This window comes from uncultured Phyllobacterium sp. (genome assembly GCF_902479695.1).
Classification (GTDB): Bacteria; Pseudomonadota; Alphaproteobacteria; order Rhizobiales; family Rhizobiaceae; genus Phyllobacterium; species Phyllobacterium calauticae.
Map to the genome: position 1 here is coordinate 149,867 of NZ_CABSQF010000005.1, position 21,175 is coordinate 171,041.

Genomic DNA, 21,175 nt, shown 5'->3' on the forward strand with positions numbered 1-21,175 from the left:
AACACGCCATGCTCCCTTCCCTGTTAGAGGAAAGTTCAGGCAAATGGAATTCTGCTGCGCGGAGAAAGTGCGCCAGCAGAAAAAACAGCCGGGAATCAGTCGCTGATACGCTCGACAACCGCACCGCAACGGGACAGTTTTTCTTCCAGACGCTCGAAGCCGCGATCAAGGTGATAAACGCGGTTGACCGTCGTTTCGCCTTCGGCGGCCAGACCGGCGATAACCAGCGAAACCGATGCGCGCAAATCCGTCGCCATGACCGGTGCGCCCCTCAAACGCTCCACGCCTTCGATCTTGGCCGTTTGCCCCGAAAGCGAGATTTTGGCGCCAAGGCGAGCCAGTTCCTGCACGTGCATGAAGCGGTTCTCGAAAATTGTTTCGGTGATGTGGGACGTGCCCTTGGCCTTGGTCATCAGGCCCATGAACTGTGCCTGCAGATCGGTCGGGAAACCCGGGAACGGCTGGGTGGTCACATCGACCGGCATGATGCCATGGCCGTTGCGCACAACACGCAGACCGGAATTTGTTTCGGAAATTTCCGCACCGGCCTGTCCGAGCGTCTCCAGTGCCGCACTAAGGAGGCTGGCGTCGGCGCCTTCGAGGATCACGTCACCACCCGTCATGGCAACGGCCATGGCGTAGGTGCCGGTCTCGATACGGTCGGGAATGACGCGAACCCGCGCACCGGAGAGGCTGGTCACGCCCTCGATGGTGATGGTCGGCGTGCCTGCACCGCTGACGCGGGCGCCCATGGCATTGAGGCAATCGGCGAGGTTGACGACTTCGGGTTCCTGTGCGGCGTTCTCGATAACGGTTTCGCCCTTGGCCAGGGTCGCGGCCATCATCAGCACATGGGTGGCGCCGACCGATACTTTCGGGAAGGTGAAGCGCGTGCCGACGAGGCCGCCCTTGGCGCTGGCCTTGACGTAACCGTTTTCAATGTCGATGTCGGCGCCGAGCGCCCGCAGACCGTCAATGAACAGATCGACCGGACGCGTGCCGATGGCGCAGCCACCCGGCAGCGATACGGTCGCAACGCCCATGCGTGCCAGAAGCGGCCCGATCACCCAGAAACTGGCGCGCATCTTGGACACGAGTTCGTAGGGGGCCGTCGTATCGACAATATTGCGGGCAGTGAAGTGGATCGTGCGGGAATAGGCGCCGTCCTGGCGTTCGCGGCGGCCATTGACCGAGTAATCGACGCCATGATTGCCGAGAATGCGGATCAACTGCTCCACATCGGCCAGATGCGGCACGTTTTCGAGCGTCAGCGTATCATCCGTCAGCAGAGACGCGATCATCAACGGCAGGGCCGCATTCTTGGCACCGGAAATCGGGATGATGCCATTGAGCTTATTACCGCCAACAATCTTGATACGATCCATAATGTGTCACTTTCGCGGGGATAGACCCGTCCTGTCGTTGAGACCCTTTGCAGAGCCGGTTGATCTAAACCATCGCAGAGAATGGTTCAAGAAATGCTTCGATCGCAGCGCGACCGGTCAAGATTCCGAAGACCGGGTATCGGAGGATGTCTGTTCTGCAGCGGTGATTCCCTCGTCCCGGTCATCTGCAGCCCCGGAGCGCCGGGAACGTATTTGCTGTTTTCGCCGCGCCAGATTCGCCCGCAATTGTTCTGAACGCCGCTTCTCACGGCTTGTTTGCTCGGAATTCGGGTTTTTCGAAGACGGCGATGTCATAAGTTATCTTTCAAAATCCGTGCGCCCCAACGCGGCTTTTATCCACGTAAATACAGGGCTTTTGGCAAATACTGATATTTTGCCCAAGAGATTACAATTGCTTGCTTGCGATTTGAGCAATGATATGGCAGAAGTCCGCCGCGTTCGCAAATAAGCTGCGGTAGCTCAGTGGTAGAGCACTCCATTGGTAATGGAGAGGTCGAGAGTTCAATCCTCTCTCGCAGCACCAGTTTTTTCGATGATCGGGCGATCATCCCGTGTGCGCACGTTATCCACAGATCATTTTGACGATACAGCCTGATCGCTGACCAGGGGTCATGTTCCGCTGACGCGCTTGTAGTGGGCTGATTCGCTGCCCATGCATGCCCGCAGGACGCCGACGATACTGCCCAGGCGCGACGCCGCCTTGACCAGTGTTCTTCCCCGCGTGAACGGCACGGCGATCAGGTAGAGGCAAAGCGACAGCAGGCGGCCAATGAGCGAGCCAGGCAAACGCACGAGCGTTGCGGCCCTGTGCTTGTTCAGCTTGGTGCCCATTTCAATGATGCTGATGTCCCGGCTGCGCCGGTATTGGTAGGCGAAGGTCAGCCGGTCCTGCGGTACGGTTTCATAGGCGACGGCCGCCGGGGTCCAGCCTGTCTTGGCACCGAGCCTGCGCGCGTCCGCCCACAAGCGCCAATCCTCGCCGCCGGCCAGTGCAAGCGCATTGTCGAAACGCACGCCGGTTCTGCGGAAGAATGCCAGATCTCCCATCCAGCTGCCGGTGGCGATTCGTATCCGGTCGCCCTGTCCGGCATTGCGCCTGCGCAGATACTTTGCTTCGCTGTTCCGGTTGGCGCGGTCCATGCCGGACCAGATCATTTTCTGCCACACCGTCACATCCGGACCATGCGGCGCGAGCCGAACCGGAGACCCTACAATATCAAAATCAAAGGCATCACGCTCGGCAAGCAGCTGAACGAGCCAGTCCGGTTCGACGGTTTCGTCGTCGTCGGCAAAGGTCAAAAGGTCATCGCCGGCATCGAGCGCACAGTCCAGAACCCGATTGCGGGCAAAGGCAATGCCGAGACGCGGCTCAACTTCGTACTGAACGATGGACTGCGGCAGCATGGCCCGGAACGTTTCCACCACATCGGAAAGGGTTGGCTGGTCATTGTTCTCGACCACGACAAAACGGATGCTGGTACCTGCCGGAACCTGCATCCGCGCATAGGATTCGAAGAGGCTCTTCAGCATCATCGGCCGATTGCGGGTGATGGTCCCGACGCAGATGCTGCGTTCCCTCACCGTTTCTGCGGACACAGGATTTCCCATCATCAACCGGTGACGGATTTGCGCAGGACGTTCAGCCAGCCATCGGTCCGGCGAACGATCTTGCGGGGCAAGAGCAGCATATCATGCTGCGGTGTCGCCCGGCCGCGCTGGGTGGTGGTCGCCGTGGTATATCCCGCCTCCTCAACCATTTGCCTGACCTCCCCGGAAAAATCGCCATAGGGATAGCAAAAGGCATCCACCACGCTGCCCAGCATATCTTCGAGTTCGTGGCGCACATCGGCAATCTGACGCCGCGCCTCGTCCGGGCTGACCTCGGTCAAGTGCACATGATCGAGCGTGTGCGCACCGACTTCATGCCCCAACGCCGCCCATTCCAGCATTTCCGCGCGGGACATGCAGGGCGAATGGGGGACGCCGACGTCGGCATCCCATATGTTGGAGCCGCCGATCTGCCGGCTGACAAAATAATTCGTGGCGGTAAAGCCAAGCGCATCCAGCACCGGCAGCGCATGTGTCATGACGTTGCGGAATCCATCGTCAAAGGTGATACCCACCACTTTGCCGGTCTTTTGGCCCGCCAGGTAAGGCTGCAAATCCCGCATCGACAATCCGGCATATCCCATGCGTTTGAGCCATTTCATCTGGCGATGGAAATTGGCCGGATCGACGGTCAGATAGCGGAACGGACTGCCGCGCCCTGCCGGTTTGTCGATCTGATGGTACATCAGGATGGGTATGGGCATTTTATGCGAACTCAAATGAAAGTGGACCGGGTTGAAACTTCAGACATGACGTAAGACGATATCCATCGAATATATGAGAAACAGCTGCAGCGCCAATTTTAGCTCCGGCGAACATGCTTGTCTCGGAATCTGTACATAACATTTTCAACATGACGCCTGGGTTGCCGCGAGCAAAAATCGGCCTATAGATTGACGCCTTGCAACGGAGTTTGTTTGCCCATCATGTCCATCCTGCTGCGCGCTGAAGCAACAATGGTGGCGATACTTGCCATCGCCGGTTATGCCCTGTTCGGCTCAAGCTGGTGGCTGTTCATGGTCCTGCTGCTTGTTCCCGACATCTCGATGCTCGGCTATCTCAAGAGCCCGAAAATCGGCGCGATATGCTACAATGCGGCGCATCTCTACGTCGTGCCGATCATCCTGTTTGCCCTAGGCTGGTGGTCGGGCTCCAAGCTTGCCCTGTCGATCGGCCTGATATGGATTTTTCACATCGCCATCGATCGGGCGCTTGGATACGGCCTGAAATTCTTCAGCGCATTTCAGGACACACATCTGGGACGCATCGGCAAGAACAGCTGATTTCCCCGGTCAGTAAGCGCATGCGGCCATTTCCCGCGCGAATCGCTCGACCCACCATTTTGCGGCGGGTCCAAGGGGATGGTCGGCCATGTGGAGGGCAAAGAGCGAGTAGTGGCTCTCCGGATAGGGTTCAAGGTCGAGTTCCACCAACCGGCCTTCGGCAACGTCGTCCTTTATCATCCATTTGGGCAGGCCGCCCCAGCCCAATCCGGCGACCATCAGCTCATGCTTGATACCCACATCGGTCAGCCGCCACGTCCGATATGCGAAAACGCCAAAGTTCCGGCCCTTGGTCTGTTCGGAAAGGTCAGTCACCACAAGCTGGACGTGATCGCGGATGAAGGAGAGCGGCACCGGCCCCTTGTACAGGGCCAGGGGATGATCCGGCGCGGCAGCGGGTGTCATGGTCATCTCACCAACCCGGATCGTCGTGAGATCATCGCTGGCCTGGACCGGCGGCCCGCCAATACCGATATCCGCCTGCCGTTTTTGCACGAGATCCCATACCATGCCGAGCGCCCCGACATGCAGCCGCAGGCTCACGGTCGGGAATTGCTCCTGGAAGGCTTTCAGCACGGATATGAGCACCGGCGACGGCACGGACACATCGACGACAATCGCTATCTCCGCCTCCAGCCCCGCCTTGAGACCCTCGGCACGCGCCCGCAGTCCCTGCAGCGCCGATGCCATCCGCCGGGCGTCCTCCAGCATGGCGACACCCGCCTCCGTCAGACGCGGTTCGCGGGTTCCACCGCGGGAAAACAGCTGCAGCTCCAGCTGCGATTCCAGATTGGCGATCGTATAGCTGATAACCGACTGAGACCGGTTGAGATGGCGCGCAGCGGCGGAAAAACTGCCGGTATCGGCAACGGCAAGGAAGACCTGGAGCTGATCGAGAGTCGGATTTGGCTGCATGATCTATCTAATCCATAGATGGGTTTGATAGATATTTTCCCAGTTTTCTAAATGGATGTCGAGCACCAAATTACGGGCATCAATTCATTGTCCTTTTTGGAAGGTACCAAAACCATGTCGTCCATACTTCTTATTACCTCGAGCCCACGCGGCGCGGCTTCCCACTCGACACAGGTCGCCACGGAGTTTGCGCGTAAGCTGCAGCAGGCAACACCGGGCAGCACGATCGTCACACGCGACCTTGCCAGCCACCCGCTGCCGCACATCAATGCCGACTACACGGCCGGCATTTACACCCCCGTGGAGGCACGCACCGCCGAACAGCAGCGGGTTGTCTCGGTTTCGGATCAGGCCGTCGACGAACTCTTTGCCGCCGACAGCGTCGTCATCTCGACGGGATTCATCAATTTCAGCATTTCTTCAACGCTGAAATCATGGATCGACCATATTGCCCGCGCCGGCAAAACCTTCAGCTACGGTGAAGATGGTCCCAAAGGTCTTGTCACTGGCAAGAAGGTCTATCTGGTGATCGCATCCGGCGGAATTTACTCCGCTGGCCCGGCATCCGCATTGGATCACGCGACACCTTACCTCAAGTCCGTGCTTGGCTTCCTCGGCATGACCGACGTCGAAGTCATTCGCATCGAAGGTGTTGGCATGGGACCGGAAGCCGAAGCCAAGGCAATCGCCACGGCTCAGGAACAGACCAGTCATCTGGCTCTGGCTGCCTGACGCAGCGGGCTCTCGGGAGGTGGATTCGCGTCCACCTCTTTGATCCGCTTTGGTAGTGATGCTGATTTTAATCGGGGACGCCCATATATACCCGTTGGGGGGCTGTCTATTTTGCCTGCTTGTATTCGGCCTCGTCCAGGCGGCGGAGCTGGTCGAGCAGGCTCTCCGGCACGGTATCATCAACCTTGTAGATACCGGCGGCGCGTATAGCGGTCCGGTAGGACGACTGGGAAATTTGTCGTCGCATAATCCTGGATAGCTGTTTTTCGTTGGTCCGGTTGGCGCCGTCCATCGCATTACTCCAACTCTACTTCGTGGTCTTCAAGGTCCTGAACTAAACACCTTCCCAGCGAAGAAGGTTCCCCTTTTCTAGGATCACGCATGTTAAAACAATGTGTCTCTCCGCCGCATGGCCGATTCAACGACCGAAAGTACGGCATCCCGCGCAGCGGCGCTGCGCAAACAGGACAGTCAGCGCCCTGAATTGCGGCTGGCAAGACCCTTTTCCCACGCCAGCGCCGTTTCGACGATCACATCAAGATTGTCAAAACCGGGTTGCCAGCCCAGGTCCTTTCGCGCCCGTGCGCTATTGGCCACAACGGATGCGGCATCGCCCGCCCGCCGATCCGTCAGGCGCGCGTCAATCGGTCTCCCATGAACGCGCTCGACACTTTCAATCACGTCGCGCACCGAATATCCCCGGCCATAGCCGCAATTGGCGACGATGCTGCTGGCCCCGGTGCGAAGCCGGTCCAATGCCAGCCGATGGGCGGCAACGAGGTCACTGACGTGAATATAGTCACGCACACAGGTGCCATCCGGCGTCGGAAAGTCGTGACCGTAAATTTCCATGTAAGGCCGTTTCCCCAACGCGGTTTCACAGGCAACCTTGATCAGATGAGTCGCGCCGCGCGTCGACTGGCCGGAACGGCCCTTCGGATCGGCCCCGGCCACATTGAAATAGCGCAGCGCCGTATAACGGAAATCATGTGCCGCCGCCGTGTCGCGCAGCATCCATTCCGTCATCAGCTTGGAAACGCCATAGGGCGATTGCGGCAGCAGCGGCGTCTCTTCGGTAACGGGCTCCAGCCCCCCATCGCCGTACACAGCAGCCGTTGACGAAAAGATGAAGTTTTTCACGTTGGACTTGACCACCGCTTCAATCAAGGTGCGGGATTTCGAGGTGTTGTTTTCGTAGTAGGCCAGCGGATCCCGAACGGAATCGGGCACCACGACGGAACCGGCGAAATGGATGACCGCGTCGACATAATTGCGTTCGATCGTATCGCGCACGAGATGCTGGTCGGCAATGTCGCCAATGATAAGCTTGGCCTCCGCAGGGACCGCCCATTCAAACCCGGTGGAGAGGCGATCGATGACCACGACGGATTCACCGGAATCGAGCAATTCCCAGACCATGTGACTGCCGATATAGCCCGCACCCCCGGTTATGAGTACTGTCATCTGCCATCCCCCCTGAACCACGCCAACAGCTCTATTGCGGTATCTTGCCGCATTTTGGCGGGTCTGCAAAGCGTTGAAGATGCATCATAAAAATATCGTGGCGAAAGAATCGCAGACCATCCTGCCTCGGGAGCGGGCAGAACGGGTTTCCGGCGTTCCCCATATCGCCGGCGCTCTTTCGACGTTATAGTGCCCCTGCCCGCTGGCAGACTCGCCATTTGCCAAGCGTGGCAAATTGCCCACCTTCCCGTCATGGATTTTAGCCCGCAAAAAAGCTACTAAGTCCAGGATACAGGAGCAGTTCATGGACTATCGTCGGTTTTTCGAAGACGCGATCGACCAGTTGCACGCTGAAAAGCGCTATCGGGTCTTTGCCAATCTGGAACGGATCGTGGGGAGATTTCCGCGCGCGCTTTGGCGTACTGCCGATTCCACACGTGAAATCACCGTATGGTGCTCGAACGATTATCTGGGAATGGGCCAGCATCCCGCGGTTATCGCTGCCATGCACGATGCGTCGAGCCGCATGGGCTCCGGTGCCGGCGGCACGCGCAATATCTCCGGCAACAATCATCCGCTCGTCGAGCTGGAAAACGAACTGGCCGACCTTCACAACAAGGAAGCCGGTCTGGTCTTTACCTCGGGCTTCGTGTCGAACGAGGCATCGATCTCGACGATTGCGCGGCTTCTGCCCAATTGCCTGATCCTCTCCGACGAGTTGAACCATGCCTCGATGATCGAGGGCGTACGCCGCTCCGGCGCGGAGAAGAAGATTTTCCGCCACAACGATGTGGCACATCTCGAAGATCTGCTGAAGGCGGCCGGCAAGGAACGCGCCAAGCTGATCGTGTTTGAATCGGTCTATTCCATGGACGGCGATATCGCCCCCATCGCGGCCATTGCCGATCTGGCCGATAAGTACAATGCCATGACCTATATCGACGAGGTTCATGCGGTTGGCATGTATGGCAATCGCGGTGGCGGCATCACCGATCAGGAAGGCCTCTCGGACCGCATCGATATCATCGAAGGAACCCTGGCCAAGGCTTTCGGCACATTGGGCGGCTATATAACCGGCCCCAAGACCGTGATCGATGCCGTTCGCTCCTATGCGCCCGGCTTCATCTTCACCACTGCCCTTCCCCCCGTGATCGCGGCAGCGGCTACCCAATCGATCCGGCACCTGAAAGTTTCGCAGGAAGAACGCAGATTGCATCAGCAGCAATCGCAGCTGACCAAGGATGTCCTGGCGGCCGCCAACCTGCCGGTCATGCAATCGCAGACCCATATTGTCCCGATCCATGTCGGCGATCCCGAGCTGTGCAAGATGGCAAGCGACCGGCTGCTTCAGGTGCACGGCATCTATATCCAGCCGATCAATTACCCCACCGTCCCGCGCGGCACCGAGCGGCTGCGCGTTACGCCGACGCCATTCCACTCCGATGAACTGGTGCTCGAACTGAAGGACGCGCTGGTCGAGGTCTGGACGGCGCTTGGCATTCCCTTCGCCAAGGACAGTGCTCCGTCGGTCAAGACGGGCGAACGCGTCGTGACGCTCGCTGTTTCCAAAGCCGGCGGCTGAAGACACGTTTTCCTGAAATCGCGTAAGCCCGCTATTTCAAGGAAATGGCGGGCTTATCTATTGGCATCGGTATCGTTCAGCCAGCGCGCCAGAAACGGCACGGCAAAGGCGATCACCGTCAGCGCTTCCAGCGCCCCCGGCGCAAAGGCCAGGGCGATCTGTGCGGGATGGATATCCAGGATATACCAAACCGCCAGGGCTGCCAGAAAAGAGGCGGCCGTTCCGAGAACAAAGGCGCAAAGGGCTGCCGGCAGGTAGCGAACGAGCTGGGTACGATGCTCCGCACCCACCCTCGACCCGATCAGCACGCCCAGAATGATCAACCCGATATCCGCGATCGAGCGCGGGACCACCGCTGTCACGACCGATGCGGCGTGCAATGCCGCGCTTGCCAGCAAGGCACCGAGCATCATGCCGCCGGGAACGCGCGTGTACTGGCCGAGAAGCGCACCGGCAAGGCCACAGACAAACAGAATGAGCGCTTCCTGGACTGTCCAGTGATCGTTCATCTCCACCACGACATGCGGCGCATTCCTGGCAATGACGGCAAGCAGCGGGGCAAGAAAGCCGATGAGAAGCAACAGGCGGATACACTGAACGACGGTAATCTTGACCATGTTGGCCTGCGTTCCCATGGCGGCTACCAGCACGAAGGAAAGTGCTCCCGGCAACGATGAAAACAGCGCGGTGGGCCCATCCCAGCCGAAGCCCTTGCGCAGCATGACATAGGTCAGTCCGGTCACCGCGATGAGCGCCACGAAGAGCATGAAAAAGCTGACGGGCCACAGCACCATCTGATTGACGGTATCGGCGGAAACGCCGGACCCGGCCTGGATACCCAGCATGAAGAAGACAAAGACACGCAGCCAGTCGGGCAGATGGATGCGGACACCGGAAAGGGATGCAGCCGTGACCGCAAGTGTCGACCCGAGCAGAAACGGGATAGGCAAGCCTGCAAAACCGGCGCTGAAGGCGCCGGCTGAAGCGATGAGGAGCGAAAGAATGGTGGCCTGGGTATTATTCAGATGTAAGCGATTCAACGTTTCCTGATCCAGTCTGCGAGGCGATCGGCAGCCTCCTCGACCTGATCTATACGCCGGGCAAAACACAGTCGCAGGAAGGCTCCGCCACCATCGCCAAAAGCCGTTCCGGGCGCAAGGCCAACCTTTGCCTCATCGACGATATCAAAGGCTGCGCGATAGGAGTCGGAAACGCCCTCGATGCCAAACAGCAGGTAGAAGGCGCCCGCCGGCGGCGACATGCGCACCCTGCCCGTCGCTGCGAGTTTGGCGCAAAGAATATCGCGCGCCTTGCGCGCACGCTCCACCTGCATCCGGATAAATTCGTCCCCATGATCGAGGGCGGCGACAGCACCGCGCTGCATGAACTGCGCAACGCCTGAATTGGAATACTGGATCAGGTTCTCGACGGTTTTGCCAAGGGCGGGATGCACGGTCATCCAGCCGACACGCCAGCCGGTCATTGCCCAGTTCTTGGAAAAACTGTTGACGAAAATAATCCGGTCATCGGGATCCATGACATCGAAAAACGAGGGGGATCGGCGCGCACCGTAATAGAAATGCGTGTAGATCTCGTCGGCGACGATCCACAGACCGTGCTGGCGGGCGATCTGCAATATCTCGCGCAATGTCTCGATATCAGCGGTCCACCCGGATGGGTTGGATGGAGAGTTGATAAACAGTGCCTTCGTCCTGGGAGTGATCGCGTCGCGGATTTTTTTCGGATCAAGCGTCCAGCCATTGCCGGTGAAATCCTGCGTTACCGGAACCGGCGTTGCACCCGCTATGCCGGCGGCAGCGGCAAAATTCGGCCACGCCGGCGACACATAGACGACCTCGTCTCCCGCCCCGGCCGTGGCCTGGATGGCCAATTGTATCGAATGCATCCCGGAACCCGTGACATAAAAATGATCGACGGGCAGATCCACATTGAAATGGCGTTTGTGATAATCGGCCAGTGCTTGCCGCAATTCCGGAATGCCTGCCTGCCAGGTGTAAAAGGTCTCGCCATTGGCCAGGCCTGCATTTGCCGCATCCCTGATGAAATCCGGCGTAGGCAGATCGCCCTCACCCGCCCAGAGGGGAATGACGCCGTCCTGGCGCCTGCCATGGTTCATCACCGCAACAATGCCGCTCTCCGGCGCGACCGCAGCTTCATGGCGCAAATGTTCAATCAGACCCATACATATCTCCAGTGCCAAATGCACATCCCGTTCAAAGGCAGACCTAACGCAACGAAGCGCAACAATCACGCGGATATTTGTGATGTTCCCATCACCGATGCTGATGATCTGCTGACGTCATCCTGACAATCAGGCAAACAAAAACCCCGGCACCAGGCCGGGGTGTCTGAACCAATGCGGAAAGTCCTAGCGCTTGGCCAGGAGATCGCGAATATCGGTCAGCAGGGCTTCTTCCTTGGTCGGGGCAGCCGGGGCTTCAGGGGCCGCAGCTTCCTTTTTCTTGAGCCGGTTCATGGCTTTCACCACCATGAAGAGAACCCAGGCAATGATCAGGAAGTTGATCAGCAGGGTGACGAAGTTGCCGTAAGCAAGTGTTGCACCGGCTGTGCGTGCGGCGGCCAACGTCGCAGCGGGCGCACCTGCCAATTGGATAAACATATTGGAGAAGTCGACACCACCGGTGAGAAGCCCGATGATTGGCATCAAGATGTCGTTCACGATCGAATCAACAAGTTTGCCGAAAGCACCGCCGATGATCACACCAATGGCGAGATCGACCATGTTTCCCTTCAAGGCAAATTCTTTGAATTCCTTTAGCATGATATACCACTCTCCAGTATTCCGTGTTAATTGGAAGCTGTCAGTCCCCAGTGATGCAAGTTGCACCACAGATTGACAGTAACAGATGTTCCTAATTTATTAATATAAAGTTTTATTTTCCGAACGAGCAACCCTGGTTATTCAAGTGTTTTCGACGGGCAGGTTTTTAAATTAATTCATTTTGATGAACACGTTCATCGCAAATTTATGGAAGGTTGAAGCCCATGACGGGCTGGACTGTAGCGCTTGTCGCGATTTTATATCTCATTGCACAGTATGTGCGGGTCAAAACCATCGGCCGGCGCAATCGCCTTGATCAGAAGGTCGACCGGCCGTTCATCTATGCGCTCAGTCTTGCATCGGGCGGCAGCAGCTGGCTGTTTTATGGTGGCCTTGGATATGCCGCCGAAAACGGCATTGAATTTGCCGGGCTGTTCATCGGGATAGCTCTGGCTTTCACCCTGGGCTTTCCGTTCTTCCATCGTGTGATCAAACTTGCGCAATCGCAGGGCATTGCCTCCATCGCCGACCTGATTGGCGCCCGCTATGGCAAGAGTTTCTCGGTGACGGCGTTTGTCACGATCATCGTTACGGTTGGCGGCGTTCCCTACCTCGCCCTGCAGCTCACCGCAGTGCATTATCTCTTCGAGGTATTTGCCGGCACGTTTACCCCGCATAGTGCGGACAGGGCCCACGAACCCCATTGGCTGCTCTGGGGCCTCCTGTGCGTCATCGCCCTGTTCGTCATCCACAACAGCGAAAAATCGCCGCAAACCATGGATCGCGATGAAAGCATTGTTCGCACGCTGGCCAGCGATTCCGCTTTGAAGATGATTGCCTTCATAGCGGTGGGCATAGCCGCGACGACGTTTCTTTTCGGCACACCCGGCGAATTGCTCAGCCACCTCGCTGGCAGCAATACTGCCATCCCCGCACTGCAGGCACACATCTCGTTGGCGAATGTTGTCGCGCTCGCGCTGATCGGCGCATCGACAACGCTGCTTCTACCCAGTCAATTCTATCTCACGGTCGTGGAAAACAGGAGCAGACGGGAATTGTCGGCCGCGCGATGGCTGGTTCCGACATGCCTGTTGATTGCCGGTCTTCTTGTTTTGCCCCTTGCGGCAATTGGCAACTGGATCCTGCCGTCCGATGTCTCCCCCGATTTTTATTTTCTTTCACTCCCTCTGCGGGCGCATCAAAGCTGGCTGGGCATTCTGGCTTTCGCTGGCGGTCTCTCGGCTGCAGCCACCATGCTGGTGCTGCCTACCATTGTGCTGTCCATCATGATTTCCAACGACCTCATTTTGCCGACTCTGTTGAACTGGCCAAGGCGGGCGACATCGGCCGGCAAGGATGATTACACGGCAATCATTCCAAAAATCCGGCGTTGTTCCATCATTGCCATTCTGCTTGCCGCCTATGCCTACCAGTTCACAATAATGGATTACGTTGACTTTGCGGAGCTCTCGCTCATTTCCGCCGTGAGCCTGATGCAGATGCTGCCACCCTTTCTCGGCGGTTTTGGCTGGCGCAGGGCAACAGCACGCGGCGCATGGTGGGGTATGGCTGCAGGCACTGCCGTGTGGTTTTACACCATGCTTCTCCCCACCTGGCTTGATGAATCCTGCTCCCTTGTCACCAGCGGACCCTATGGCATCGGTCTCTTGCGCCCGCATCATCTCTTGGGGTTGGACGCAAGTCCCGTGGTGAACGGGCTGCTGTGGAGCCTGACCGCCAACCTGGCTTTGTTCATCCTTGGCTCGCTGTCAAAATGCGCGTCGCCGCTGGAGCGCATCCAAGCCAATATTTTCATCCCCGAAACGGGAGAAGCTGCTCTTTCCAGCCGGAATCATCATGCCAACGTGACTGTCGATCAGTTGAAGGACACCATATCCCGATACATCGGCGCTGAACAAACCCGCCTTGCGTTCAATGCCTTTCATGACCAGGAAGGAATTACCCCGGAAGGCGCGGCCGATTTCAAAACGGTGCATTTCTCCGAACAGCTGCTTTCCAGCATTGTCGGCTCGCCGTCCGCCCGGCTGATCCTCTCCCTTGCGATGGGTCCCTCCGGAGCGGCGCAGAAACAGACGCAGATACTGCTTGATCATGCGACGGAAGCCCTGGTGCAAAACCGCGACCTGCTGCAAACGGCGCTGGACCGGGTGGATCAGGGGATCGGCGTTTTCGACCGGCAGTTCCGGCTCATGTGCTGGAACCGGCCGTTGCCGCTCATGCTCGATCTTCCCGATCACCTGCAGCGCATGGGCACACCGTTCCACGCAATTGTTTCCTTTCTCCTTGTGCAAAGAAACGCCGTTGCAAGCGGCGGCGGCGCATTGCAAGAGCTGGAAGCGCTGCCCGCGCGCTGGCGCATCGCCCTTGGCAATTCGGGCCGGATCATCGACATTCTGGCCAATGCCATACCGGACGGTGGCATGGTGGCAACCTTTACCGACGTCACCCAGACTGTTGAAACAGACAGAATATTGCGGCAAAGCAATGAGCGCCTTGATGCGCGGGTGCGCGAACGTACAAAGGCGCTCACACTTGCCAATCAGGAACTGGCCAAGGCACGGCGCCGTGCCGAGGACGCCAATATCAGCAAGACACGTTTTCTGGCCGATGCCGGGCATGATATTCTGCAGCCCCTCAACGCAGCACGTCTCTATGCCTCGGCACTGACGGAACAGCTTGCCAAGCCGCAGCTGAAGGATCTTGCGACCAACCTCAATTCATCCCTTGAGGCGGTCGAGTCGATCTTCAACGCGTTGCTGGATATTTCACGGCTTGATGCCGGTGCCCTCAGGCCTGAGATATCGACCATTCCATTGAACACCATCCTCTTGCAGGTCTTTCGCGATTTTCTGCCGGTGGCGCAGGAAAGGGCGCTGGAGTTCAAACTGGTTGAAAGCTCGGTTGTCGTTGCAACCGACCCTCATCTTCTGCGGCGGCTTCTCCAGAACCTTGTTTCGAACGCCATCAAATATTGCAAATCGGGCAAGATACTCATGGGCGTTCGCCGTCGCGGCGATATGATCGAGGTTCAAGTCTTCGATACGGGTATAGGCATAGCCAAAACTGAACTGAACATCATTTTCCGCGAATTCTCCCGGCTCTCCCGCGGCATGAGGGAATCGGATGGGCTTGGGCTTGGCCTGTCGATTGTCGAGCGCATCGCCGCACTGCTTGGGATGTCCATCGGCGTATCGTCCCGCGTTGGAAAAGGCTCGGTGTTCTCCGTCAGAATGCCGGTATGCTCCGATGCTGTGCTGCCGGTCAGCAAAAATCCAGCGGCTTCGGAGCCCAATCGCGCGCTGGATGGCCTCAGGGTTCTTTGCATCGATGACGACGAACGTTCTCTTGCCGGAATGAAGGAGCTGTTGCAGACGTGGGGCTGTGCGGTGGAGGTCTTGACCAATGGCAAGGGCTTGGAGGCGCTATGCCAAAACCTTGGCGATGCACCGGATATGATCCTTGCCGATTACAATCTCGAAGATGAGAACGGAATTGACCTCATCGGGTATTTGCGCGGCCAGTACGGGTATCCCATACAAGCCGCCCTCGTCACCGCTGACCGGTCGAGCCAATTGCGCGACCGTGCTGCCGCCGCAGCTATCCCGTTGATCAACAAGCCCGTGCGGCCGGCTGTCCTGCGATCGCTGCTATCCCATCTTCAAAACACCCCTGCGGACGCCTGAATGATCGCCCGCGCTAATGAAACTCCACCGTTCTGGAGTTCAGGGGCGCGGGGCTGCTGTTGAAACGGGACAAGCAAATGACCGCTTGTGTCCGGCTTTCAACACCAAGCTTGTAGAGAACCGCAGAGACGTGCGCCTTGATCGTGGCTTCCGACACATTGAGTTCATGCGCAATCTGCTTGTTGAGCATACCGTCGGCCATCATGCCGAGAACCCGTCCTTGCTGCGGGGTAAGACGGCGCAAACGGCCGACCAGCTCGAACAGTTCCTGATCCAGTTGTCCCCCGCCCAGACCGGTCAGCGGCGACCATATCTCGCCATCGAGTATCCTGCCGATGGCATCGGCAATCTCATCAAGGGTTGAGGATTTGGAAATAAAGCCCGAGGCGCCGAGCGCAAGCGCCGTCCGGATGGTGACGGCATCATCGGTTGCCGAAACAATCGCTATCGGCACGCTCGGGTGCAGCGAACGCAAAGCTATCAAGCCAGTCAGACCGCTGACGCCGCCCAAGGCAAGATCGAGCAGCACAAGATCAACGTCGGCTGCATCGAGGATGTGCCTTTTGGCACTCTCCAGATCGCTGACCTCGATAATATCCGCGTCGCCTGTCTGCAGCATAAGTGCAGCTTTCAACGCACCCCGGAAAAGCGGATGATCGTCCACAATGACAAACTTAAATCTCATACCTGAAAAGTCTCCGTTTTGAAATTGCAACATCTGAAAATCTAATCGTTTTAATATTAGCGACTAAAGCGCATTTTCCTGATATATCAAGATAAATCTATTGCGCGGGTAAGTTCAAAACCAATGCGGACTGTTCGTAGATGTCTGCTAAACACATGAATTGACTTGGCAAAACCTTAATCCCGCGTAATCATAGACCTATTTCGCCACTTTTCGAAAGAAAGATGTATGATAACGAATACACTTTACCCCGAGACCCAGCCCTATGCCGAGCAGATGCTCGCCGTGTCTGATCTGCACAGCATTCACGTGGAGGAATGCGGCAATCCACAGGGCAAACCGGTCATCATGATCCATGGCGGCCCTGGCGGCGGGATCAACCCCGCCATGCGCCGGCTGCACGATCCGGAACTCTACCGCATCATTCTTTTCGACCAGCGCGGCTGTGGAAAATCAACGCCTTATGCTGAACTGCGCGAGAATACCACCTGGGATCTCGTGGCGGACATGGAGCGTATCCGCAACCATTTCGGCATCGATAAATGGCAGGTTTTTGGCGGTTCGTGGGGGTCGACACTGGCTCTCGCCTATGCGCAGACCCACCCCGCCCATGTCAGCGAGCTGATCCTGCGCGGCATCTTCATGATCCGCCGTTTCGAAATCGAATGGTTCTATTCCAACGGTGCGAGCATCATCTATCCCGACCGCTTCGAAGCCTATCAGGAGCACATTCCGGAGGCAGAACGCGGCGACATGATCGCGGCCTATTACAAGCGCCTTACCGACGAGGACCCGGCCGTGCGCCTGGCCGCCGCCAAATTGTGGGCACGCTGGGAAGGTTCCGCGCTTTCCCTCCTGCCGGATCCGGCGCGGGAAGAGGCTTTTGCCGGCGATCATTTCGCCATCGCGTTTGCACGCATCGAATGCCATTATTTCCAGAACAGGGGCTTCTTCGAAACGGATGACCACCTCCTGCGCAATGCCCATCTGATCCGCGAAATTCCAGGCGTTCTCGTGCACGGCCGCTATGACATGTGCACGCCGCTCCTGAACGCCTGGCATCTGAAAAAGGTCTGGCCGGAAGCCGACCTTCGCATTGTCGAAGATGCCGGGCATTCCGTCACGGAACCGGGCATTGTGCATGAATTGATTGCTGCAACCAAAAGATTTGCAGCCTGACAGCAACACAGGCAACCGGTTGTTTCGGCGGCCGGTTGCCTGATCATGCCGCCAGATGCTTGCGGCGTGACTTGACCACCCACAAATGGCCAAAGGGATCGGTCAGCACGCCGACGCGGTCACCATTGTCCAGTTCCTCGACGGCATTGCGCACATGGCCGCCTTCCGCCGTGGCGTGGTGCATGACACGGTCGACGTCGTCAACATGGATATCGAGCATGACAGGCGTCGCGCCAATCGCGTGGACAGAACGCGGCCCGCCCAGCGATGCATCCGCATCGCGTTTGGGGTTGGCGCCGACAATCATGATCACCGACGCACCCATCCGCATTTCCGCGGCAATCAACGCGCCATTGTGCAGATACGGGCGCCCGACCACCCGCGCGCCGAATACATTCTCATAAAAATCCATGGCCATTTGCTGGTCGCCGTGGCGCACAAAAAGCCGGATGGAAATTTCACCGATCAGTCTTGGCCCCTCGTTCATCCTGTCCCTCCAGCGTCCATTAGCGAGGGACTAAAGTCGTATAAAAACGCGAACAAATCAAGAACAAAATGATCTTTGGAGCGAAGGTTTTGGCGTTTTCCGTGGAAAACATGCCTTGACAGATCGCCCCAGATTTTAGCCGTTTCAGGTTTTCTGCGGCTCGGCCTGCTGCGACTTCGAGCCACTGTTATCGTTCTGGAATTCCTTGGCTATCCCCATGAAACGGCGCATGAATTTCTCCATGTAATTCATGCCCTTCTCGAACTCTTCATCGGAAGGAAGCGCATCGCGGACAACCGGCGGAATCTTGCCCATGCTGGCGACCGTGTCTTCCAGCTTGGCAACACGGGTCTTCAGATCCGCCACATCTTCCTCATAGGCCCTGCGTTCATCCGCAGCGAGTTTGCAGATCAGCTGCCCGGACTTTTCCTGGCAGATGGACATCTCTCCGGTCCTGTTGTTCATCCTGATGTAACCGGTATCGGTTTTTTCCAGGGAATAATTCGTGGTTTCCTCGGCCGCCGCGCCGCTCGAGGCTGCGATTGCGAGGAACGGAACAGCCGCAACAGCGACCAGCAGTGTTCGTGTGCGTGACATGACAGACCTCCGAAATGCTGAACCTCAAGCTTGAAAGGATAATACGCCGAAAATAGGAATGAGCGCCGAGATTTCTGTTACCGGCAGCAGTCTACTCTTTGCGTATTGCGGTTTTGCGTCTAGTAAATCCGCATGAGCAAACTGATTTACAAGATTGCCCCACGGGCACTGTGGCAAGCGGCTGAAGCCGCAGGCGTGTTTGATGGCGCGCCGATCGACCATGCCGACGGCTATATCCACTTCTCCACCGCTGCACAGGCGGTGGAAACGGCGAGCAAACACTTTGCCGGACAGGATGACCTGCTGCTGGTCGCAGTCGAGACCGACCGGTTGGGCGATGCCCTGAAATACGAGGTTTCCCGCGGCGGCGACCTCTTCCCGCACCTCTACGCGTCTTTGCCGATGGCGGCCGTCCTGTGGGTCAAACCGCTGCCGCTTGACACCGATGGCAAGCACCAGTTTCCGGAGATGAATGCATGAGCGGACTGTTTCAGTCGCTGGGCCGCAAGGTCCTGTTTTCCTTCGACCCGGAAGACGCCCATGGCATGTCGATCAAGGCGTTGAAGACCGGGCTGGTGCCGGGATGCACATTGCCGGACAGCCCTGCCCTGCAGGTTACCGTTGCCGGGCTGAAATTTCCCAATCCTCTCGGCATGGCCGCCGGCTACGACAAGAACGCGGAAGTGCCGGATGCGCTGTTGAAGCTCGGTTTCGGCTTTGCCGAGATCGGAACCCTTACGCCATTGGCGCAATCCGGCAATCCAAAGCCGCGCATTTTCCGCCTTGTCGATGACAATGCCGTGATCAATCGCCTTGGCTTCAACAATGAAGGCCACGAAGCCGCGTTCCAGCGGCTGTCATCGCGCAAGAATCGTCCGGGAATTGTCGGGGTCAACATCGGAGCCAACAAGGATTCAACCGATCGCGTGGCTGACTACGTCGCCGGCATCCGGAAGTTCCATACGCTTGCAGCCTACTTCACCGCCAACATCTCATCGCCCAACACACCGGGCCTGCGGGATTTGCAGGCCCGTGACAGCCTCAAGGAATTGCTCGGCAAGGTACTGGAAGCCCGCGATACGGTTGCAGCACAATCCGGTGTCCGGCGCCCGGTCTTTCTCAAGATCGCGCCGGATCTGCCTGAAGCCAGCCTCGACGATATTGCTGCCGAAATCGCGCTGCATCCGCTGGACGGCCTGATCATCTCCAACACCACCCTGTCGCGCACGGGTTTGCGCAGCCCGCAGCACACGGCCGAGACCGGCGGCCTGTCAGGTGCGCCGATCTTCAATCGCTCCACGATTGTTCTGGCAAAGATGCGCCAGCGCGTTGGCCCCGCGCTGCCGATCATCGGTGTCGGCGGCATCGACAGCGCCAGGACGGCAATCGCCAAGATTCGCGCGGGTGCCGATCTCGTCCAGCTCTATACCAGCATGATCTATAGTGGCCCCGGGCTCGCTGCTGAAATCCTCAGGGAGATGTCCGCCACGCTCAAGCGCGATGGCGTGGGCAATATCAGCGCGTTGCGGGATCGTGACCTTGCGGATTGGGCGGCGAAAGACATTCCCGCCTGACGACAGAGCGTAATTTTGCCACTGTTCCGCAATCCAACGGTTGACGGCGATAAACTCCAGCGAAATGGAAACAGAGTGATGACGCGCAAGAGACGGGTGGCAGTTCTATTCGGCGGCCGTTCGGCCAAACTTGAGGTTTCCCTGCTTTCCGACGGCAAAGTCGTGAAGGCAGCCAATACCTCAAGATACGAGGTGGTGCCCATCGCCATCACCCGTACCGGCCAATGGCTGCTTGTCGCGCTTGAAGATGGCGGCCTGCCAAAGGCTGTTCCGGCAACCGGACCTGAAATCAGCCTGCTGCCCGGCGGGAAAGGCCGGCTTCTCGTTATTCCGGCAAGCGGCGCACCGCATGAAATACCGCCGGTCGATGTGGTCTTTCCCGTGCTGCACGGCCTCTTCGGCGAAGACGGTTCGGTGCAAGGCTTGGCGGAAGTTGCCGATGTGGCCTATGTTGGTTGCGGCATTCTCGGCTCCGCAACGGCGATGGACAAGGACATTGCCAAGCGCCTGCTCGAGCAGGCCGGCCTGCCCGTCGCCAAGGGCGTGACACTCCGGTTTGGCGAAACCGCCAGCTATGATGACATCACGCGCGAGCTTGGCACACCGGTCTTCGTCAAACCCGCCCGGCAGGGCTCGTCCGTCGGCGTTGGCAAGGCTGCCACAGCCGAGGCTTTCGAGGCCGCCGTCAAGGAGGCATTCCGGCACGACCGCAAGGTCATCGTCGAGGAGTTTGTCCAGGCCCGCGAGATCGAATTTGGCGTTCTCGAACACAGCGACGGTTCATTGACCGTTTCGGTTCCCGGCGAGATCGCTCCAGCCGCCAGCCATGGCTTTTATACCTATGAAGCCAAGTATATCGATGCCGATGGCGCGGCCTTGTCCATTCCGGCCAACCTTGCGGCACCTGTCCGGGAACCGCTGCAGGACATGGCAGGCCGGGCCTTTCGGGCCCTCGGCTGTGAAGGCATGGCACGGGTCGATTTCTTCCTGCGGCCGGACATGAGCGCCGTCGTAAACGAGGTCAACACCATACCGGGTTTCACCAATATCAGCATGTACCCGAAGACACTGGGCGCGAGCGGCATTCCCTATCCCGAACTGGTGGACCGGCTGATCCAGCACGCGCTGGCTCGCGCCGATCGCCAGCGCTCCTGAA

20 protein-coding genes and 1 tRNA gene are annotated in these 21,175 nt (G+C 58.2%); 9 read left to right on the top strand and 12 right to left on the bottom strand.

What is annotated here, in order from left to right; all coding sequences use genetic code 11:
* Nucleotides 1–95: 95 nt before the first annotated feature.
* The gene (murA, locus tag RDL77_RS05230; protein WP_288192045.1) at nt 96–1,385 is read right to left on the bottom strand and encodes a UDP-N-acetylglucosamine 1-carboxyvinyltransferase; all 1,290 of its coding nucleotides are present in this window, start codon (nt 1,383–1,385) and stop codon (nt 96–98) included.
* Nucleotides 1,386–1,854: 469 nt separating this feature from the next.
* On the opposite strand from murA, the gene RDL77_RS05235 reads away from it, so the two are divergent.
* Nucleotides 1,855–1,929, top strand: a tRNA-Thr gene (locus RDL77_RS05235).
* Between the two features lie 86 nt (nt 1,930–2,015).
* On the opposite strand, the gene RDL77_RS05240 is transcribed toward RDL77_RS05235, so the two are convergent.
* Together RDL77_RS05240 and RDL77_RS05245 are read right to left on the bottom strand one after the other, a co-directional pair.
* Complete coding sequence (locus RDL77_RS05240; RefSeq protein WP_288192047.1) at nt 2,016–3,002, bottom strand: glycosyltransferase family 2 protein; 987 nt, start codon at nt 3,000–3,002, stop codon at nt 2,016–2,018.
* A 14-nt stretch (nt 3,003–3,016) separates the two neighbouring features.
* A complete protein-coding gene (locus tag RDL77_RS05245; RefSeq protein ID WP_288192048.1) occupies nt 3,017–3,718 on the bottom strand; it encodes a polysaccharide deacetylase family protein in 702 nt (233 codons plus the stop codon).
* Nucleotides 3,719–3,940: 222 nt separating this feature from the next.
* Between RDL77_RS05245 and RDL77_RS05250 the strand changes: the two genes are divergently transcribed.
* Nucleotides 3,941–4,297 (top strand): DUF4260 domain-containing protein, encoded by a 357-nt coding sequence (locus RDL77_RS05250; protein WP_223611834.1) that lies wholly within the window; start codon nt 3,941–3,943, stop codon nt 4,295–4,297.
* Nucleotides 4,298–4,306: 9 nt separating this feature from the next.
* Here RDL77_RS05250 and RDL77_RS05255 read toward each other — a convergent pair whose 3' ends face one another.
* On the bottom strand, nt 4,307–5,212 hold the full coding sequence (locus RDL77_RS05255; protein WP_223611836.1) for a LysR family transcriptional regulator: 906 nt from the start codon (nt 5,210–5,212) through the stop codon (nt 4,307–4,309).
* Between the two features lie 114 nt (nt 5,213–5,326).
* On the opposite strand from RDL77_RS05255, the gene RDL77_RS05260 reads away from it, so the two are divergent.
* Nucleotides 5,327–5,944, top strand: a complete 618-nt coding sequence (locus tag RDL77_RS05260) for an FMN-dependent NADH-azoreductase (protein ID WP_288192049.1) — start codon at nt 5,327–5,329, stop codon at nt 5,942–5,944.
* A gap of 106 nt (nt 5,945–6,050) precedes the next feature.
* On the opposite strand, the gene RDL77_RS05265 is transcribed toward RDL77_RS05260, so the two are convergent.
* Nucleotides 6,051–6,236 carry a hypothetical protein gene (locus RDL77_RS05265; RefSeq protein ID WP_223611840.1) on the bottom strand — a complete coding sequence of 62 codons (186 nt, stop codon included), beginning with the start codon at nt 6,234–6,236 and terminating at the stop codon, nt 6,051–6,053.
* Nucleotides 6,237–6,415: 179 nt separating this feature from the next.
* Nucleotides 6,416–7,408, bottom strand: coding sequence for a UDP-glucose 4-epimerase GalE (galE, locus tag RDL77_RS05270; protein WP_288192050.1), 993 nt, complete (start codon nt 7,406–7,408; stop codon nt 6,416–6,418).
* A 304-nt stretch (nt 7,409–7,712) separates the two neighbouring features.
* On the opposite strand from galE, the gene hemA reads away from it, so the two are divergent.
* Nucleotides 7,713–8,990 (top strand): 5-aminolevulinate synthase, encoded by a 1,278-nt coding sequence (gene hemA / locus RDL77_RS05275; protein WP_288192051.1) that lies wholly within the window; start codon nt 7,713–7,715, stop codon nt 8,988–8,990.
* 53 nt (nt 8,991–9,043) lie between these two features.
* Here the strand turns inward: hemA and RDL77_RS05280 are convergent, their stop codons facing one another.
* The 3 genes from RDL77_RS05280 to mscL all read right to left on the bottom strand — a co-directional run bounded on the left by RDL77_RS05280 (nt 9,044) and on the right by mscL (nt 11,793).
* Entirely contained in the window at nt 9,044–10,030 is a 987-nt protein-coding gene (locus RDL77_RS05280; RefSeq protein WP_288192052.1) for an AbrB family transcriptional regulator, read from the bottom strand.
* Nucleotides 10,027–11,193: a pyridoxal phosphate-dependent aminotransferase gene (locus RDL77_RS05285; RefSeq protein WP_223611846.1), complete on the bottom strand. Its 1,167-nt coding sequence runs from the start codon at nt 11,191–11,193 to the stop codon at nt 10,027–10,029. The genes RDL77_RS05280 and RDL77_RS05285 overlap by 4 nt, the downstream gene beginning before the upstream one ends.
* A gap of 186 nt (nt 11,194–11,379) precedes the next feature.
* Nucleotides 11,380–11,793 carry a large conductance mechanosensitive channel protein MscL gene (mscL, locus tag RDL77_RS05290; protein ID WP_223611847.1) on the bottom strand — a complete coding sequence of 138 codons (414 nt, stop codon included), beginning with the start codon at nt 11,791–11,793 and terminating at the stop codon, nt 11,380–11,382.
* 224 nt (nt 11,794–12,017) lie between these two features.
* On the opposite strand from mscL, the gene RDL77_RS05295 reads away from it, so the two are divergent.
* A complete protein-coding gene (locus RDL77_RS05295) occupies nt 12,018–15,497 on the top strand; it encodes a hybrid sensor histidine kinase/response regulator (protein ID WP_288192053.1) in 3,480 nt (1,159 codons plus the stop codon).
* 13 nt (nt 15,498–15,510) lie between these two features.
* On the opposite strand, the gene RDL77_RS05300 is transcribed toward RDL77_RS05295, so the two are convergent.
* On the bottom strand, nt 15,511–16,182 hold the full coding sequence (locus RDL77_RS05300) for a response regulator (RefSeq protein ID WP_288192054.1): 672 nt from the start codon (nt 16,180–16,182) through the stop codon (nt 15,511–15,513).
* 228 nt (nt 16,183–16,410) lie between these two features.
* Between RDL77_RS05300 and pip the strand changes: the two genes are divergently transcribed.
* Nucleotides 16,411–17,361, top strand: a complete 951-nt coding sequence (gene pip, locus RDL77_RS05305) for a prolyl aminopeptidase (RefSeq protein ID WP_223611852.1) — start codon at nt 16,411–16,413, stop codon at nt 17,359–17,361.
* Nucleotides 17,362–17,404: 43 nt separating this feature from the next.
* Here pip and RDL77_RS05310 read toward each other — a convergent pair whose 3' ends face one another.
* Both RDL77_RS05310 and RDL77_RS05315 read right to left on the bottom strand, forming a co-directional pair.
* Nucleotides 17,405–17,848 (bottom strand): VOC family protein, encoded by a 444-nt coding sequence (locus tag RDL77_RS05310; protein ID WP_223611854.1) that lies wholly within the window; start codon nt 17,846–17,848, stop codon nt 17,405–17,407.
* A gap of 144 nt (nt 17,849–17,992) precedes the next feature.
* Complete coding sequence (locus RDL77_RS05315; protein ID WP_288192055.1) at nt 17,993–18,445, bottom strand: hypothetical protein; 453 nt, start codon at nt 18,443–18,445, stop codon at nt 17,993–17,995.
* 132 nt (nt 18,446–18,577) lie between these two features.
* Between RDL77_RS05315 and RDL77_RS05320 the strand changes: the two genes are divergently transcribed.
* From RDL77_RS05320 to RDL77_RS05330, 3 genes are all read left to right on the top strand, one after another.
* Entirely contained in the window at nt 18,578–18,925 is a 348-nt protein-coding gene (locus RDL77_RS05320; RefSeq protein ID WP_223611857.1) for a DUF952 domain-containing protein, read from the top strand.
* Nucleotides 18,922–20,019 carry a quinone-dependent dihydroorotate dehydrogenase gene (locus RDL77_RS05325; protein WP_288192056.1) on the top strand — a complete coding sequence of 366 codons (1,098 nt, stop codon included), beginning with the start codon at nt 18,922–18,924 and terminating at the stop codon, nt 20,017–20,019. Before RDL77_RS05320 ends, RDL77_RS05325 begins: the two co-directional genes overlap by 4 nt.
* 78 nt (nt 20,020–20,097) lie before the next feature.
* Nucleotides 20,098–21,174, top strand: a complete 1,077-nt coding sequence (locus RDL77_RS05330; RefSeq protein ID WP_288192057.1) for a D-alanine--D-alanine ligase family protein — start codon at nt 20,098–20,100, stop codon at nt 21,172–21,174.
* Nucleotide 21,175 lies beyond the last annotated feature (1 nt).